Source organism: Cylindrospermum sp. FACHB-282 (assembly GCF_014697195.1).
In the GTDB taxonomy this organism is placed as follows: domain Bacteria; phylum Cyanobacteriota; class Cyanobacteriia; order Cyanobacteriales; family Nostocaceae; genus Cylindrospermum.
Genome location: NZ_JACJRJ010000007.1, coordinates 42,574 through 57,222 on the forward strand (window position 1 = coordinate 42,574; position 14,649 = coordinate 57,222).

Sequence of the window (14,649 nt, forward strand, 5' to 3'; positions counted from 1 at the left end):
ATATCAGATTTTACGGTAGACAGGAACTCCTAGAGATCCCCAAATGTAGAAATACTGTAAATCCTTGGTAAAAATTTCGCTCTTTCAACATACTATCAAGCAAATTACTGTAAATATAAACATAGCTAATTCAAGATCCTGGAGATGCTTAACTGCTGGAATCGGAACCATTTCTAAAGTCAGACAATCTTAGTCATAGTCATCGCTAGTAAATGCACTCAGCTAAAAATTGCTTTATGGCCCTTAAGCGAAACTAACTCGCTGATTATAATGAGGTTTAATTATCCCAACTTGCTTTTGATCCTCATTCCGATAGAATGGCTAGGCAGAACCCTACAACTCAAAACCGCTTGTGACTGCGACGCATGATAAATCAACTGAACAATGGTTTTACCCTATTTCTAAGTCTGCTAGTCGAGGCGATGCCTTTTTTGCTGCTTGGGGTTTTATTCTCCAGTTTGCTGCTATTTTTTGTTGATGAACGCAAATTAGTGGAGAGAATGCCCAAAAATCCCCTACTGGGCGCTTTATTTGGCAGTATGATTGGCTTTTTGTTTCCGGTGTGTGAGTGTGGTAATGTGCCGGTGGCGCGGCGGTTATTGATGCAGGGAGTACCCACACCAGTAGCAATCGGCTTTTTACTAGCAGCACCGACAATTAACCCAATTGTGATTTGGGCAACTTGGACAGCATTTCGAGATCAGCCAGAAATAGTGGTGTTACGAGTTGTCTTTTCCTTATTAATCGCCACTATTATTGGTTATGTTTTCAGTTTTCAAAAGGACTTGAGTCCGATGTTGCAACCTGAAATCGCCCGTTATCTGAAGTTTAATCCACCCGCAAAACCTGAACCTAAGGGCCGACGGAGACATGGACAGGTACAACAGCCAGCCACTACACCCAGTTTGTTGCAATCAGGAAGTTATATTCTGGGAGGAAAAGCAGGTGGCCCCACGCGTCTAGATGCTAATTTAATCCCAGCCAATACCCCAGCCTCTAGCCCTAGTAAACCCCTGGCAGATAAATTGCGCCTGTTATTGGATAATGTCGTCCAAGAATTACGGGAATTAGGCGGAGTGATGGTTTTAGGTAGTGCAATTGCTGCGGCTATTCAAGTTCTAGCTCCCCGTGAACTCATCCTCAGTCTTGGGGCTGGGCCGATTAGTTCAATTGTTGCCATGCTGATATTAGCGGCAGTGGTGTCAATTTGTTCTACAGTGGATTCCTTCTTTGCGCTATCTTTTGCCTCAACTTTTACCAGTGGTTCCTTGTTAGCATTTCTGGTATTTGGCCCAATGATTGATATTAAAGGCGTTGGTTTGATGTTATCAATTTTCAAACCTAAAGCTCTAATTTATCTCTTTGCTTTAGCAGGACAACTAGCGTTTTTATTCACCTTAATTTTGAATTTACACGTCATTTGATTTTTGTCTAATGACCAAGGTCGCTTCGCTGCAATTCAAAATTATCTTATTCAAAATTCAAATTGACCGCGAAACGACTGACCAATGACCAATGACCTGTTTGACCAATGACCCTTCGGGTTCGCCAGTTGCTCATGGGGAGCCACTGCGTTGGACGGGTTCCCCGGCTTAAAGCACGTGGCGTGGAAACAAGACGGTTCTGCGCACTGGCTCACCAATGACCAATGACCTGTTTGACCAATAACTAATGACTTCAATCCAAAATCCAAAATCCAAAATCCAAAATATTTTGCTCCCTTGGCTGGATGTCTTCGCAATTGGAGCTTGGGGAGTTTTAATTCTGAAATACTGGCTGACAGGCAAGCTGAATTTATTGATTCACCCTGATTACTTTTGGTTAGCTATTTCAGGTGGCTTTGGCTTGCTAATTGTTGGCTTATCTAAAGCATGGCAACTTTGGGTGCGACGTCGCCGTTATGATCCGCCCAGCACCCAACATTTCAGCTTGTTTCCCCCAGGGTGGGGTAGTGCTTTGCTGTTAACAGCGGCGATTTTAGGGTTAATGATTACACCCCGCGTGTTTGCCAGTGACAAGGCACTTCAGGGTGGTGTGACTGAATTAATGGGAGCGACACGCGCCCAACCCCAAGCTTTTCGCGCTACCATTCGTCCAGAGGAGCGATCGCTTGTAGACTGGGTACGCACTCTCAATGTCTATCCCGAACCTGATGCTTATGCAGGACAAAAAGTTAAGGTACAGGGATTTGTCATCCACCCACCAGACATGAGCAAAGACCATTTGTTCTTGGCAAGGTTTGTAATTACTTGCTGCGCCGCAGATGCCTATCCAGCAGGATTACCTGTCAAACTCACAGGAACTCGCGATCAATACCCACCTGATATCTGGCTAGAAGTGGAAGGACAAATGGTGACAGAAAATCTTTTAGGTAAACGCCAACTCACTATTGCTGCTAATTCCTTGAAAACAATTCCCCAACCCAAGAATCCTTATACTTATTAGTCTAATAACCAATAACCAATAACCAATGACCAATGACCAATGACCAATGACTAAATCCAATACATTTATCCAACCACTGGATCGGATAGCGATCGCCCTGATACTTCTGTTGAGTCTGCTCATTGGGTTAGTAATATGGCAAGGTGATGCAGTTAAGCCCCGCGTTCGGAATTTTACTTGGGATAACCTAAAAATCGGGGCAGAGGACACCTCCTTTACCCTCACTTTTAGCCGCCCAATGGACACCAAAAGCGTAGAGGATAACTTAAAAATAGATCCGCCTCTAGCAGGTAAAGTCAGTTGGGCAGGGCGACGGATGGTTTATACATTGCTAACACCAGCACCCTATGGCACAAATTATAAAGTGCAATTACAAGGAGCTAGAGATAAGTTTTCTGAACGAGAAGGAAAAAATAGAACTATCCAGCCTTTTATAGGTAGCTTCAACACCCGCAATCGCGTCATTCTTTATATAGGAGCCAATCCTGAAGAACTAGGACAGTTAGTTCTCTACAACTTGAGCCAAGGACAAAAAAAGGTACTTACCCCCAAAGACTTGGTTGTCATGGACTTCGAGCCATTTCCAGATGGGGAGAAAATTTTATTTTCTGCTCGCACTACTAATAACCAAGACTTACTTTCAGCGCAACTATATACAGTTACAACGGGCATTTCTAGTTCTGCTGACAAACCAGCAGCAGCAGCAAGCAGAGTTGACCTGATTTTAGATAATAAAGACTATCAAAATCTGAAATTTGACTTATCACCTGATGGACAAACGATTGTTGTTCAACGGGGGAAAAAAGATAATCCCGGTGACTTTGGGCTGTGGTATATACCAACAACTAGCAATCAAAAGGGAGAAAAGCTCACCCCTAAACGCCTGGAAAGCCAACCGGGGGGAGACTTTACGATTACACCAGATAGTAAAGCTGTAGCAGTTGCCCAAGGACAAGGAACTGCAATCTTAACTCTGCAAGGGGATGCCAGTAAACCCCTAGATTTTCTGCCACAATTTGGCTTGGTGCAGGCTTTTTCTAAAGATGGCTCACAAGCGGCAATGGTCAAGTTTAATACAGATTACACGCGAGATTTGTTTTTAGTGACAAACCAAGGCGTGCAGAAACAACTATTAAAAACAACAGGTTCTATTCTCAGTTGTCAGTTTGATACTGCTTCACCCACTCTTTATTGCTTGCTGACGCAGTTGGTATCTAAAGAACAATACATAGAACAGCCCTATTTAGTGGCGATTGAATTGAAAACTGGGCAACAGAAACCACTTTTAGTCCTACCCCCCGCCCAGCGAAATGTGAAAATGAGTTTATCGCCTGACGGTTTGGGTTTGTTATTCGACCAATTAGTTGCAGTTACGGATACTACAGCACTATCACCTGCAAACACCTTGAAAACTGATGATGGAGAAGCGATCGCTAGTAGTAGTCTGTGGTTAATGCCTCTGTTACCCATCGCCGATGCCACAACTAATGAGATTAACCCAGAACAACTGCCTTTAGTCGGGTTTCATCCCCGTTGGCTACCATAAAACAGGTTTTTTCCAGGATGTAAATTATCCAATAAGACTCATATTTGATTTTTGAAATACACGTAGTGGCGTGACAAGGCTAAAATAGTGCAATAGATTTTCGGTCTTTGTTCTTGTTCAATCAAGTTTCGAGCATTTTTCTAAAGCAACATTTAAGGCGTGTCACGCCAGTAGTTTGGGACGGCTGAGAATTAACAACTGCACCTGTCCATCACCTGTGTTAATTGCCAATAGAGGAGGACGTTGATCAGCTTGCTCAGATTCAGCGAGGCTCTTTCCGGCGAGACGCGCTCGTTTATACCAGCCCCACACGGTAGTGCGGGGAGAGGATAACGCAAAGGGAAAACAAAGCACTTGGGGGAATATGCCCCTACAAGCCTTTGAGTTAATCGAGCCTAGTCGGGACAAGGCAAAGCATTTGCTGATACCACAGCATTTTAAGCACTAAAGTCCTTACTACAAAACTATTGCTCTGGTTCTGTACGGAAATCAGATTTACCTCTATGTAAATACTTGCAGGCTAGTCATCAAATTATAACTACTTACCAAAGTCAAGCAGGTTCACACCCTCTAGGGGTAAGTGAGCTAAAAACCTTCATCATACTAAAGGTTGACGCAGACGAACCGGAGAATGTTATAACGGCGTTATGACAGCATCAGTTCTAGATGCAAAATGATCATGACTCATTACTCATGCTTGGGGAGAGTTCAACTTGGCTTCTAGAGTAAATCCTGATCGAACACAGTTGGTCAGCAATGCTAACGCCAGCAATGCTGAATATTTTTAAGTGGGTGGTTCAAGAGTGATGAATGAAGCTGACACCTTAAACAACGGGACTGTAATTGAAACCGTAAATTCTGCTAATTCGCCACAATCAGAGCAGGCGAGTTGTCCCTTTTACTCAGTTGTACCTCATGAACATAAGACTGTGAAAAATTTGCCGCTCCTCAAACCAGCCACTTCTCAGGATTACGAAACCACAGTTGTAGAGATTGGGGAAGATACCACAGAGCAAGACTGGGTTGCAGAGCCAGAAATGGACTCTCAAGCGGTCATTGACTCAGAATTTCAGCAGTTGCTGGCGTTGAATCAAGAGTTAAGTACGGCTAATAGTAAGTTGTATGAGCAAGTGGAGCAGCTAAAAAATGACCTAACTGAGTCAGAAAAGGTTTTTCAGTGGCAAAAAACTCGCTTCAGCGTGACTGAGTCGATGCTCAACCAACAGACTCAGGAACTAGCCGCCGCTCAAGAGCAGATTAAGTCTTTATTCCAACAGTTAGAAACGGCGGTGCAAACTGTTCAACACCAAGAAATTTTTATTGAAACTTTTAAAGGACAGCTACTAATTAGCCAGCAACGCCTGGCCCTGTTAGAGCGGGAATGTTCACTGTTACAAAGTAACTACAGCGACCAGTCTGTGCATCTCTCGCAATCGGAAAATACTTGTCGGGAGTTGCGTACTAGACTAATGCGACAACAACGCCAGACTCTGCAATTTAAAGCTGCTCTGGAAAAATGTTTAGACACACCAGTTCCTAGCTACGACACTCTAGATGATACGGCCAATCATCCCCATGACATAGCTTGCGGACAATCAAGATTTTCTCGGAAGGCTCGGTCTTTGTTTCCCAATGCACAGCCAATCAAGCCTTGGTCAGCGGAACCAGAATCTGTGAGTGATCATGTAGATAATTCTTGGGGGGAATCCTCAACACCTCCCCCATCCAGAAAAAATCACCCTGCTCCGGCTCCATCATCGCCTTGGAACTGGTCAAATCAGGAAGTTGAGCCAATACCAGCCCAAAGTGCCGCTGCGCCTAAAATTGAAGATTCTCCGACTACACCGGCAGATGTTTTGGCTTCGGGGTCAACCAATCTAGGCCAGCAACTGGATAGTCTCATTCAAATGTTTTTTGTCTCCCAGCCTGGATCTACGTCACCAGTAGAGCCTGTTGCAGAAAATAATCCAGATAGCAGTCAGGGTGGTGGGCCCATCTGGGAGACTTTGGCAACTATTTTAGAGGATGATGGGGAATCAGAAACTGCAAGAGCAGAACAGTTTGAGGCAGAAATCAATCCTCCTGTTAATACTTACACTACCTGGATGGTAGATTCGCCAATCTCACTAGCCAAAGACTCACAAGCATCGGCGGCTTCCCCAGATATTGAGACAACTGCGGTAGAAATTGAGGATTTTTGGTCAGAAGCCCCACAATTGCCACAGATGGAATTGCCGACGAGTGATTTCTTGCCAGATATGTTAAGTAAATATACTAGCGATAGCAATTCACCTTCACCAGTAGTTTATCCAGAGCGTCCACCGAAGGGACGCAAGTCGTTGGCCTCTGTGGAACTGCCGAATTTTCGCCAAAAGGGTCAATAAGTAATTAAAAATTAAAAATTAAAAAAAGAGTTATTTAATTTTTAATTTTTAATCATCCCCTTGGCGATTGACTAATGACTAGTTTGAATTACTGCTTCTGGGCTGACTTTTGCTACCTGATTTGGCGATCGCGGTTTGCCAGTAGAAATAGCGTAGTTAATCCCTAACAGATGCAGCCACAACGCCGGATAGCGGGGTTCTAGCCAAGATTTGCTCAATTTGAGGAAGCGCGGGAACCAGGGACTCAGCAAGAGGCTGACTAGGGCATGACGGCTAAAGTTGAAATAACTCCCCAGCCACCGCAACAGATCCCTTGGCCCAGCCAATTGCCAAATCCACAGCAGCAATGCGGGATTTTTGCTCGCGGCTTTGATGGCTAGGCGGTTAAAAGTAAACCAATCGCATCGGTCTTTGATGAAATTATCTGCCACTTCTAGTGGTTCGTCTGCTAAAAGCCCAAAAAAGGTATTGAGCATGGAGTTAACCCGTTGAGGTGGGATAAATTTCCCTGTGGGTACCATCATGCCTTTAGAAAATAGCCAAGTTACCGAAACGTTGCTTTGGTAGGCGCGAATTTTATTCAAGTGTGGGAAACTTAGTAGGTCATGCTTGAGGGCAGTATCTAATAGTGTGGTTAAGCGCTCTAGGTTGCGAACTAGGGAACCAAAGCCGGTGAAAATTAGGGGAGACTGGAGTGAGGCAGCATCACCGATCGCTATTAATCGATCAAAGGCAATTGTGCGATCGCTACTCCCAACACTAAAATGCCCTGGAATATAGCCAAATGTCGGCTTTTTCCACACCAGTTTGTCAAGATCGCAGCGGCGATATTCTGGCAAAATCGTGAAAAAGTCCTCGTACATCTCCAGCAAGGAACCGGGATTTTCTGGCTTAACTTCGTGGTAATGAAATAGATAAATTGTCAATTCTTCCCCAGCGCCAGGAAATAATTCCCAAATCAACTGCCTACCCCGCGAAATATCGCCGTGGCTGTACAGCACATCTCCATATTGGGAATCCCACACTCCCGGCTCAAATCCCCCGGCAATTGCCGCTCCCACCGTCGGACAAACGCTATCAAAAGTCCTACCACCATTTAATTGCCAAGCAATGGGGGAAGCCGTTCCCATGGCATCTATTAACAGTCGCCCACTAACTTGCCGCTCCTCGCCAGAAACTAAATGCTTGACAGTAACCACAACTTGTGGTGTACTGATATCCGCACGGATAAATTCCGTTTGATCCCAGATTTCGCCCGCCGCAGCTTGCAGCTTTTGTCCGCACATTTGCAGCCACTTTTCGGAATCTAAGGCTAAGTTGAGGACTGTCGGGGTGTGTAAAATAGGCGATCGCAGTTTTGGAGGATTGTTGGCATCAAAAAATTTATTGAAACCGTCTTTGTACTCCCTAGCAATGATGGTTTCCAACTCAGCGGTTGTCACCAAACCCAAATTAACTAAGCTCTGAAGCTCATCGCGGGAAATATTCCATTCCCGGTTCATCCGCCCAAAGGGTAGTCGCTCCACCAGCAGTACTTTGTATCCCAATTTTGCCATGAGTGCTGCATGAATTGCCCCTAAAGCGCCGCCAATATAGATCAGGTCATATTCGGGATTGGGGATTGGGCTTTGGGGATTGGGAGGAGACTTGGGAGAAATTCCTCCTTGTCCCCTGATTACCTTATCGGTAGAGGAAAACACCACCTGCCGAGGTTCTTGGGGATGAAGCACCCCTTCGCGCCAGCGTTGCTCCCACCAGTAAGCACGCTTGAGGTCATTTTCCCCATTGGGCATTTTCTGAAAATACTTAACAGTCAGGGGGTAAACAGAGCCTAGGGCTTCAAAAATTGATTGCTGGGACAAATCAATTGCGGGCGGTTCTGGGTAGCTATGGGGAAAGCGGTTTCTGATTCCCGTAGTCAGTTGGTGCAGGATTTTTCCCTCATTACAAAAGGGTTTATCTGCCCAACGGAAGACCTTGAGATAGGTGGTGCGCTGCACAGACCAGACAAATACAGAAAGTTGATCTGGCAAGTTTTCCGAAACATCCCCAACCTTGGTTGTATTTATTTCCGGAATACTTAAGCAAAAGCCTTCTGGCGTTAGCAGCTTTTCGCCAGTTTCCGGTGCGAAATCTACTTGTAGCCAGCTACGTACAGCCGCCGTATCGCTCGCAGGAACTTCTAAATAAAGGATTTCTTTCATCTATTTCTGACATCTCCAATCGATCTACTCACCAAGACGGATTTGACGAAGGCAGAAAATACGCTAGACTCCGCCCTATCAGTTGCATAAAGATTTAGTAAAGAAATTGTAATATTTTGTGAAATCTATTGTTCATTCTGTTGTATTTCTGTAAACCCACGCCATGAATTATCCCATCCCAGATAGTCCCCAAGAAATATTTGCCCTGCGACAACAGCCAATTGATGAAGAACTAGTGGCTGCGGCGATCGCTGGAGTAGTCAAAGTTATCCGCGCTGAGGGCAAATCCTTGGAAGATTTAACTGCTCAGGTGTTAGCGGATGACCCCGTGCTAGACAGACAACAACGGCGCTGGCTGAGTAAATTGGTTGCTCAGGCTTGGGACAGTTTTCGTTAAAGTTAAAGCGGGGGAGGGCGCGGCAACCGCGCCCCTACGGGGTTAAAATGGCAGACCTGGGATTTTGACGGGAATGCGATCGCGGATTTCTCTTTCTACTCTATCCTTGACTATACCTGTCACCGCATCTGCCGCCGCTTGAGCAAATCCAGCTTCTCCAGTATTGGCAACATCAAAAATACATCCATCTAATAAATCTCCCCTAACACCTGCACGCTGACAAATTTCCTCGGCTTTACGCAGTTGCGGTGGTAAAAAAGAACTGAGACTGATGTAATTATTGGGAAAACCTCGTTTGGTAAATGTAACCGTACTTTGACCAGAAGCGTAGTCAAATAAAGATTCACCCTGCTTAATTCTCCAGCTATCACCAAACTCTTTGTAAAGCTGATCAAAGAACAATGTTTCAACTTTACCAAGAGCTACAGGAACAGGTAATAAATTATTTAATGCCGTGCTGAGTTGTCCATAAGTTGAATTGTTCTTAGTCGGAACTATATTACCACCACGAGTCCGTAAATCATCGTTTGGATCACCATTAAGATTACCCAGCAAACCAATATATCTATCTGACTGGTCTGGAACAGCAGGAGTAACATTCATAAATGTTGAACCTGCAACAGTAATATTATGAATTCTCACCTGCTCACCTGTAGGCCATTGCACCACATAATCACTACCAGAACGAGTAATTTCTCCCCCTCCAGGTAATGACAACGAACCTTGAACTACAGTTGGTTGACCATCAATTCGTAGTTGTGTATTTGTATTTGCATCAGGAAAGTCTTTACTGTAAAATGCCACACGACTATTCCCAACTTTCATGGCTGCACCCGTATTCAGGGAAAGTTGACGACCAGGAACCGCACCTTGGCGAACTTGGATTTCAAAGCTGTTATCTTTAGCTTTTACTAATGTGAATTCTCCCACCATCTGGAAGTTGTAGCGGTATCCATCAAAGGTAATAATGTGGGGGTCACCGTAACTTTTACCTGGCTTGAGTGTCCCCCTATACTTGGGTGAGCGGGAAGTTATCGACTGAGGTGAGTCTTTTCTATCTTGTCTAGGTTTATTAGCTGTTGGTGTTTGACAATCACGCTGTTCTTGAGCTAACTTCTCGCATGGAGAATTGTTACATCCTAATGCTTCTGTCAAACCTTCTTTCAGTGTTTGTCTAATTGGATTTACTAAATTATCATCTACCCATTTTTGGAATGCACCTCCCAGCGATCCTGGGACTTTCCCGTCTGTAGCACCTCCTAGAGGATTATAAAGTTCATTAACTACGAATGGAGCCTCTACTATTTTTGTTCTTACACTAAAAGACCAAGGAGTTTGTAATATTCTTTCGGTTGTATTTGCTGTTCCTGCTATATTTGAAGCCCGACTATAATTTGTTTTTTCGATGCCAAGTATCCGATCACCTATTTGGCACATATCACAATTTAATCCCAACAAAATATCAGAACTTCCACATCCAGAAGCAATTAAATTTGAGCGATTATCGAACTTTTTAAAATTATTCTTATTGCAATTATCAATATTATTTTTTTTCTGTTTCCAAACAAAAGAGGAAGTTTTGGTAAATAACTTGTTGTGTTTTTTGTTATTTTTGGTAAGTATTTCAGTCTCTATCACCAATTTTCTTTTCTGAGAATCTATATAATCAATTTTCCATAGATTATTGCTAACTAAATTAATTGTTATTTTTTCATTTAAACTTGTTTCAACAAAAATTTCAGGTTTGTTTTGAGAAAATGTAAATTGATATGACTTCCCTCCACAAACTGTATTATTGGGAACTGTATATATAATGGAATCATATTCAATAGAATTACCTGCTTTCCTGACTCTACGCGTAATTTGACATCCTTCTGAATTACGCACAACCATTTCATATAATCCCGGTTTAATCTCTTGTAGAGGATTAATAATATTGAACTGGGCAAGTTTTTGATTTCTCAATAAAGGTTGGGTTACTTGAGGTGGTTTAGAATTATTAGGGCTAAAAATATCTGTATTATCTGATGGGTATTCTTGAGAGTTTGATGGTTTAAAAATATCACCTTGCACTGGTGTAGAATTATTCCCATCATTCCTATTATCAAAAATGTCAACACCCTGTGCAATCACACTCGTTTCTGGTGGCACAGCCGCATTAACTCGATTATCTGCAACTAAATAACAAACCGGAGAATTAGCACCTAAGACCCCACACAAAGAAACTGCTATAATGCGCTTCCCAAATGTGCCACCAAAAACTGCTAAAAAACTAATTAATCCAATTATCCAAAATCTAAATTGATGCATAAACCACCTCAAATTTGAAATATAAATAAAAAAGCTATCACATCTCAGTTTTTCAATGCTTTTTTCCAACTAACTACTGATTGTTATTTATCATTCAGCCAATCATCATTGGGATAAAACAATCATCCTTGTAATATCATTATTGTGTTTGCAGATAATATATTTAGGGCTTTATTCTCCGTGGAGGTTGTTCTATATTTAATCTCTGTTCTTCTAATTCTTTCTTACCATCAGTGACTTGGCATTGTCTATTTTGTACTTCTTCAGGAGGATTTAGGGAAGGTTCTCCACCATGAGGATAAAACCACCACCAACCCCAACCATTTAACTTTCCCCAGAGTCTACAGTCCCAAATTTTACCTCCCGGTTGTTCTTTACTTACCCAACAAGTACATATTGGTTCAGCATTTTCAGTATCAGTTGAAGATGATGTCGGTTGATTATTTCCCGTTCGAGTAAATGTTTCAATATTAGTATTACTAAAAATGTCAATATTCCCTGGTGCATTATTCCCATCATTCCTATTATCAAAAATATCAATACCCTGTGCAATCACACTCGTTTCTGGTGGCACAGCCGCATTAACTCGATTATCTGCAACTAAATAACAAACCGGAGAATTAGCACCTAACACCCCACACAAAGAAACTGCTATAACGCGCTTTCCAAATGTGCCACCTAGAACTGCAAAAAAGCTAATTAATCCAATTATCCAAAATCGAAATTGACGCATAAATCACCTCAAATTTAAAAACAGAAAAACAGAGCGATCGCTTATTTTCTGCATAAGCGATCGCCTTTTTTAATCAAAAACTAGAAACGTAACAAGTTACGCACGCCGTTCAACGCATCTACACCCCGTCTCGCTGTATTTAAAACATCATTAATGTTATCAATTGTGTCTCGTTTATCAGGTTGGGCGCTGGCTACATAAGGCGCACCTAATTCCCCAGCAGAAGAGTTTTCGACTTGTAAACCTAAATAAATTCCTGATTGTGGGGCTAGGCTTAAAAAGGTATTGATAGGGATGGCATAGTTAAAACCAGGTTTAATTAATCCGGCGATACTGGTAGCAGCGTCTTCGGTTAATCCTTCTACTAGCAGGTTATTGGGATCTTCCTTATCTCCCAAACCATGAATACCAATTACTCTTCCACCTGCATCTAAAACTGGGCCACCACTCATACCGGCAAGGGTAGTATTGGTGTAAATCATTTTGTAACCGTTGAGTGCTTGAGGCAGAAATCCTGATACCCTGCTACCAGTAAATTGACGCACAAGTTGTCCACCAGCCTTTTGTCCTACTGCTGTCAGACGCGGCCAACCAGAAACGAAAACAGGTTTACCTTCGCTGACGGTTTCCGAATTAGCAAGTTTGGCAGGTTTGTAATCTTTATCGCTGCTAAACTCTACTACTGCTAAATCTACCCCCCCTGATAAGCGTTTCACTTTACCGTAATCAAGTTGATATGCTTGTTTGTCGTGAGTCACAATTTTGTAATTATCTTTATTGTTGACGACGTGAAGGGCGGTGAGGACGTAGTAAGTTTTGCTATCTTTAGCCACAATTACTCCTGAACCATGTCCTTTATCGCCTTTAATTAAAACTGTGACTTCGCGGGCTATATTGTTAACTTCTTCTCCTGTCAGGGCTTGGGCGGCCGAAGGTTGAGTAATGATAATGGCAGTTACAACAGCAGTTCCAGCAAGTATAGCTGGCAAATTTTGGTAAATTTTCATCATTTAAGCTCCAAAATAATTTAACAATGCTTTGTATGAGAAATTGGGCGCCCTACCACAGCCAATTTGTCAGGGGTGGGATATTTGGGGGTTTGGGGTTAACGATTACAGGCTGAGTTATGGGTTGACTTTGCATACACATTGCTGGAGAGGATTTTTCTGTATTCTGTTTTCCCAAAAAGGTCTGCAAAGGTATGCCCCAACTAAGTTGCGACATTTGTTGATATTGCAACTCAGAAGCTACAGAACCATCCTGAAAAATATAAGAATTTCCCCACAGGGGATAGGCGTGTTTGCCATTAATTCCTACTAATTTGCCTTGACTATTTAAGAGTGGCCCCCCACTCATCCCCTTGCGAATGTCGTTGGTGTATCCAATCTGATAACCACCCTCAAAATCTTGGGGGAGTAATAGAGAAACTTGTCCAGTTGTGAACACAAATCCAGCAGCACCGAAGGGAAACCCACCCACAAAAGCTGCATCTCCTTGGCATAGAGATACAGTTGAGAAAGAGGCGATCGCATAAACTTTCCCACTAGAAAATTGCAACAACCCCAAATCATCGCCATTAAACTTACCTGTCTTTGACTCGTAAGCTGGATAAATCCGGCCATCAGGAGTTTGAATCCGATATTGTTTACCGTAACCAGGTAAGAGTACGTGTTCATTGGTGAGAACGGTGTAAGCCCGTCCCTGTCTGTAAATCAAAATTCCTGAACCGGAAGTTTCTCCAGAAAAGACTTTGACGGTAATTGATTTCGCCAGTTGACTCAGTTGTGTTGCTGACAGTTCAGATGTCTGGGGAATTGGGACAGAAACCTGATCAGGAATTGCTTTTACTGGCAATTCAATGAACAAACTGCTAAGACAAGCTATGAAGATCAGCTCTGGCGATCGCCAATTCACCTTAAATCACTCCAGAATTAATTGCTACCTACCAAACAGAAGTACCACTAGGGGCTGGTGCTGTTGTTGGCGTATCTGTTGCAGCTGGAGGATTTGCCGGTGCAGTTTCCCCATTCACCACAGTGGCTTCTTGTAGGAATTCTTGCATATCAACTACAGACGTATTGGTGCTTTCATAAAGAGTGCCAGATGCACTAGTGCGAACATTAAACAGTTGTTGAATAGTTCTGGCGGCATTTTGTCCAGGTTTAAGAGTGAATAACAATTTTTCTGAAGTGCAAGGAATACCACCATTACCAGCACAAATTGCCGGTTGATTGTTCAAATACCCAGCAGTAATGAAATTGAGATTACCTTGGGTATAATGCTTCTGAAACCTTGCTGATACTTCCTCACAACGTGTTTGCGGGTTATATCCTCCACGACTAAAATGCTTAGAAACCCACTTGACTACAACCACCGTACCTCTTGGGGTGTTAGCTAAAGTGGATGGTACACCTTGGCTCGTACCACAGAAAAAGGTTGTACCCTGAGCTTGGCTTGGTTGATGAATGGCAGTTACAGAACTGAGTGCGATCGCACCCGCAGCTAAAACATTTGTCAATGATGCTAATTTCATGAGTAGGTCTCAATTCTTAACTAAAAGGGTTTTATTTGGCTTTTATTTAAAATAATACCCCAGTGAAAGCTTGATCTCACATTGACAAGATCAGCAT

Annotated in this window: 12 protein-coding genes; 5 read left to right on the top strand and 7 right to left on the bottom strand. The window is 43.0% G+C overall.

The annotated features are described in order from the left end of the window. The first annotated feature begins 368 nt into the window (after positions 1-368). From H6G32_RS05470 to H6G32_RS05480, 3 genes are all read left to right on the top strand, one after another. Complete coding sequence (locus H6G32_RS05470) at positions 369-1,424, top strand: permease (protein ID WP_190456080.1); 1,056 nt, start codon at positions 369-371, stop codon at positions 1,422-1,424. A 247-nt stretch (positions 1,425-1,671) separates the two neighbouring features. Next, on the top strand, positions 1,672-2,445 hold the full coding sequence (locus H6G32_RS05475) for a TIGR03943 family putative permease subunit (protein ID WP_190455899.1): 774 nt from the start codon (positions 1,672-1,674) through the stop codon (positions 2,443-2,445). Positions 2,446-2,491: 46 nt separating this feature from the next. After that, entirely contained in the window at positions 2,492-3,991 is a 1,500-nt protein-coding gene (locus tag H6G32_RS05480) for an Ig-like domain-containing protein (RefSeq protein ID WP_190455901.1), read from the top strand. A gap of 162 nt (positions 3,992-4,153) precedes the next feature. Here H6G32_RS05480 and H6G32_RS05485 read toward each other — a convergent pair whose 3' ends face one another. Further along, positions 4,154-4,399 carry a hypothetical protein gene (locus tag H6G32_RS05485; protein ID WP_190455903.1) on the bottom strand — a complete coding sequence of 82 codons (246 nt, stop codon included), beginning with the start codon at positions 4,397-4,399 and terminating at the stop codon, positions 4,154-4,156. Between the two features lie 398 nt (positions 4,400-4,797). On the opposite strand from H6G32_RS05485, the gene H6G32_RS05490 reads away from it, so the two are divergent. Beyond that, positions 4,798-6,375, top strand: coding sequence for a hypothetical protein (locus tag H6G32_RS05490; protein WP_190455906.1), 1,578 nt, complete (start codon positions 4,798-4,800; stop codon positions 6,373-6,375). Between the two features lie 71 nt (positions 6,376-6,446). Here H6G32_RS05490 and H6G32_RS05495 read toward each other — a convergent pair whose 3' ends face one another. Continuing rightward, complete coding sequence (locus tag H6G32_RS05495) at positions 6,447-8,579, bottom strand: NAD(P)/FAD-dependent oxidoreductase (RefSeq protein ID WP_190455908.1); 2,133 nt, start codon at positions 8,577-8,579, stop codon at positions 6,447-6,449. A 163-nt stretch (positions 8,580-8,742) separates the two neighbouring features. On the opposite strand from H6G32_RS05495, the gene H6G32_RS05500 reads away from it, so the two are divergent. Next, positions 8,743-8,976, top strand: a complete 234-nt coding sequence (locus tag H6G32_RS05500; RefSeq protein WP_190455909.1) for a hypothetical protein — start codon at positions 8,743-8,745, stop codon at positions 8,974-8,976. Between the two features lie 42 nt (positions 8,977-9,018). Here the strand turns inward: H6G32_RS05500 and H6G32_RS05505 are convergent, their stop codons facing one another. From H6G32_RS05505 to H6G32_RS05525, 5 genes are all read right to left on the bottom strand, one after another. Beyond that, positions 9,019-11,286 (bottom strand): VWD domain-containing protein, encoded by a 2,268-nt coding sequence (locus tag H6G32_RS05505; RefSeq protein WP_190455911.1) that lies wholly within the window; start codon positions 11,284-11,286, stop codon positions 9,019-9,021. A gap of 163 nt (positions 11,287-11,449) precedes the next feature. Further along, the gene (locus H6G32_RS05510) at positions 11,450-12,019 is read right to left on the bottom strand and encodes a hypothetical protein (RefSeq protein ID WP_190455913.1); all 570 of its coding nucleotides are present in this window, start codon (positions 12,017-12,019) and stop codon (positions 11,450-11,452) included. Between the two features lie 80 nt (positions 12,020-12,099). After that, entirely contained in the window at positions 12,100-13,029 is a 930-nt protein-coding gene (locus H6G32_RS05515; protein WP_242046507.1) for a S1 family peptidase, read from the bottom strand. A gap of 49 nt (positions 13,030-13,078) precedes the next feature. Next, a complete protein-coding gene (locus tag H6G32_RS05520) occupies positions 13,079-13,933 on the bottom strand; it encodes a S1 family peptidase (RefSeq protein ID WP_190455915.1) in 855 nt (284 codons plus the stop codon). Between the two features lie 28 nt (positions 13,934-13,961). Next, positions 13,962-14,552: a COP23 domain-containing protein gene (locus H6G32_RS05525; protein ID WP_190455917.1), complete on the bottom strand. Its 591-nt coding sequence runs from the start codon at positions 14,550-14,552 to the stop codon at positions 13,962-13,964. Positions 14,553-14,649: the final 97 nt, after the last annotated feature.

What these genes read in the sequence shown, in the direction of transcription:
- H6G32_RS05475 (WP_190455899.1), top strand. Translation starts at nt 1,672, where the DNA reads ATGACTTCAATCCAAAATCCAAAATCCAAAATCCAAAATATTTTGCTC.
- H6G32_RS05480 (WP_190455901.1), top strand. Translation starts at nt 2,492, where the DNA reads ATGACTAAATCCAATACATTTATCCAACCACTGGATCGGATAGCGATC.
- H6G32_RS05490 (WP_190455906.1), top strand. Translation starts at nt 4,798, where the DNA reads ATGAATGAAGCTGACACCTTAAACAACGGGACTGTAATTGAAACCGTA.
- H6G32_RS05495 (WP_190455908.1), bottom strand. Translation starts at nt 8,579, where the DNA reads ATGAAAGAAATCCTTTATTTAGAAGTTCCTGCGAGCGATACGGCGGCT.
- H6G32_RS05500 (WP_190455909.1), top strand. Translation starts at nt 8,743, where the DNA reads ATGAATTATCCCATCCCAGATAGTCCCCAAGAAATATTTGCCCTGCGA.
- H6G32_RS05505 (WP_190455911.1), bottom strand. Translation starts at nt 11,286, where the DNA reads ATGCATCAATTTAGATTTTGGATAATTGGATTAATTAGTTTTTTAGCA.
- H6G32_RS05510 (WP_190455913.1), bottom strand. Translation starts at nt 12,019, where the DNA reads ATGCGTCAATTTCGATTTTGGATAATTGGATTAATTAGCTTTTTTGCA.
- H6G32_RS05515 (WP_242046507.1), bottom strand. Translation starts at nt 13,029, where the DNA reads ATGATGAAAATTTACCAAAATTTGCCAGCTATACTTGCTGGAACTGCT.
- H6G32_RS05525 (WP_190455917.1), bottom strand. Translation starts at nt 14,552, where the DNA reads ATGAAATTAGCATCATTGACAAATGTTTTAGCTGCGGGTGCGATCGCA.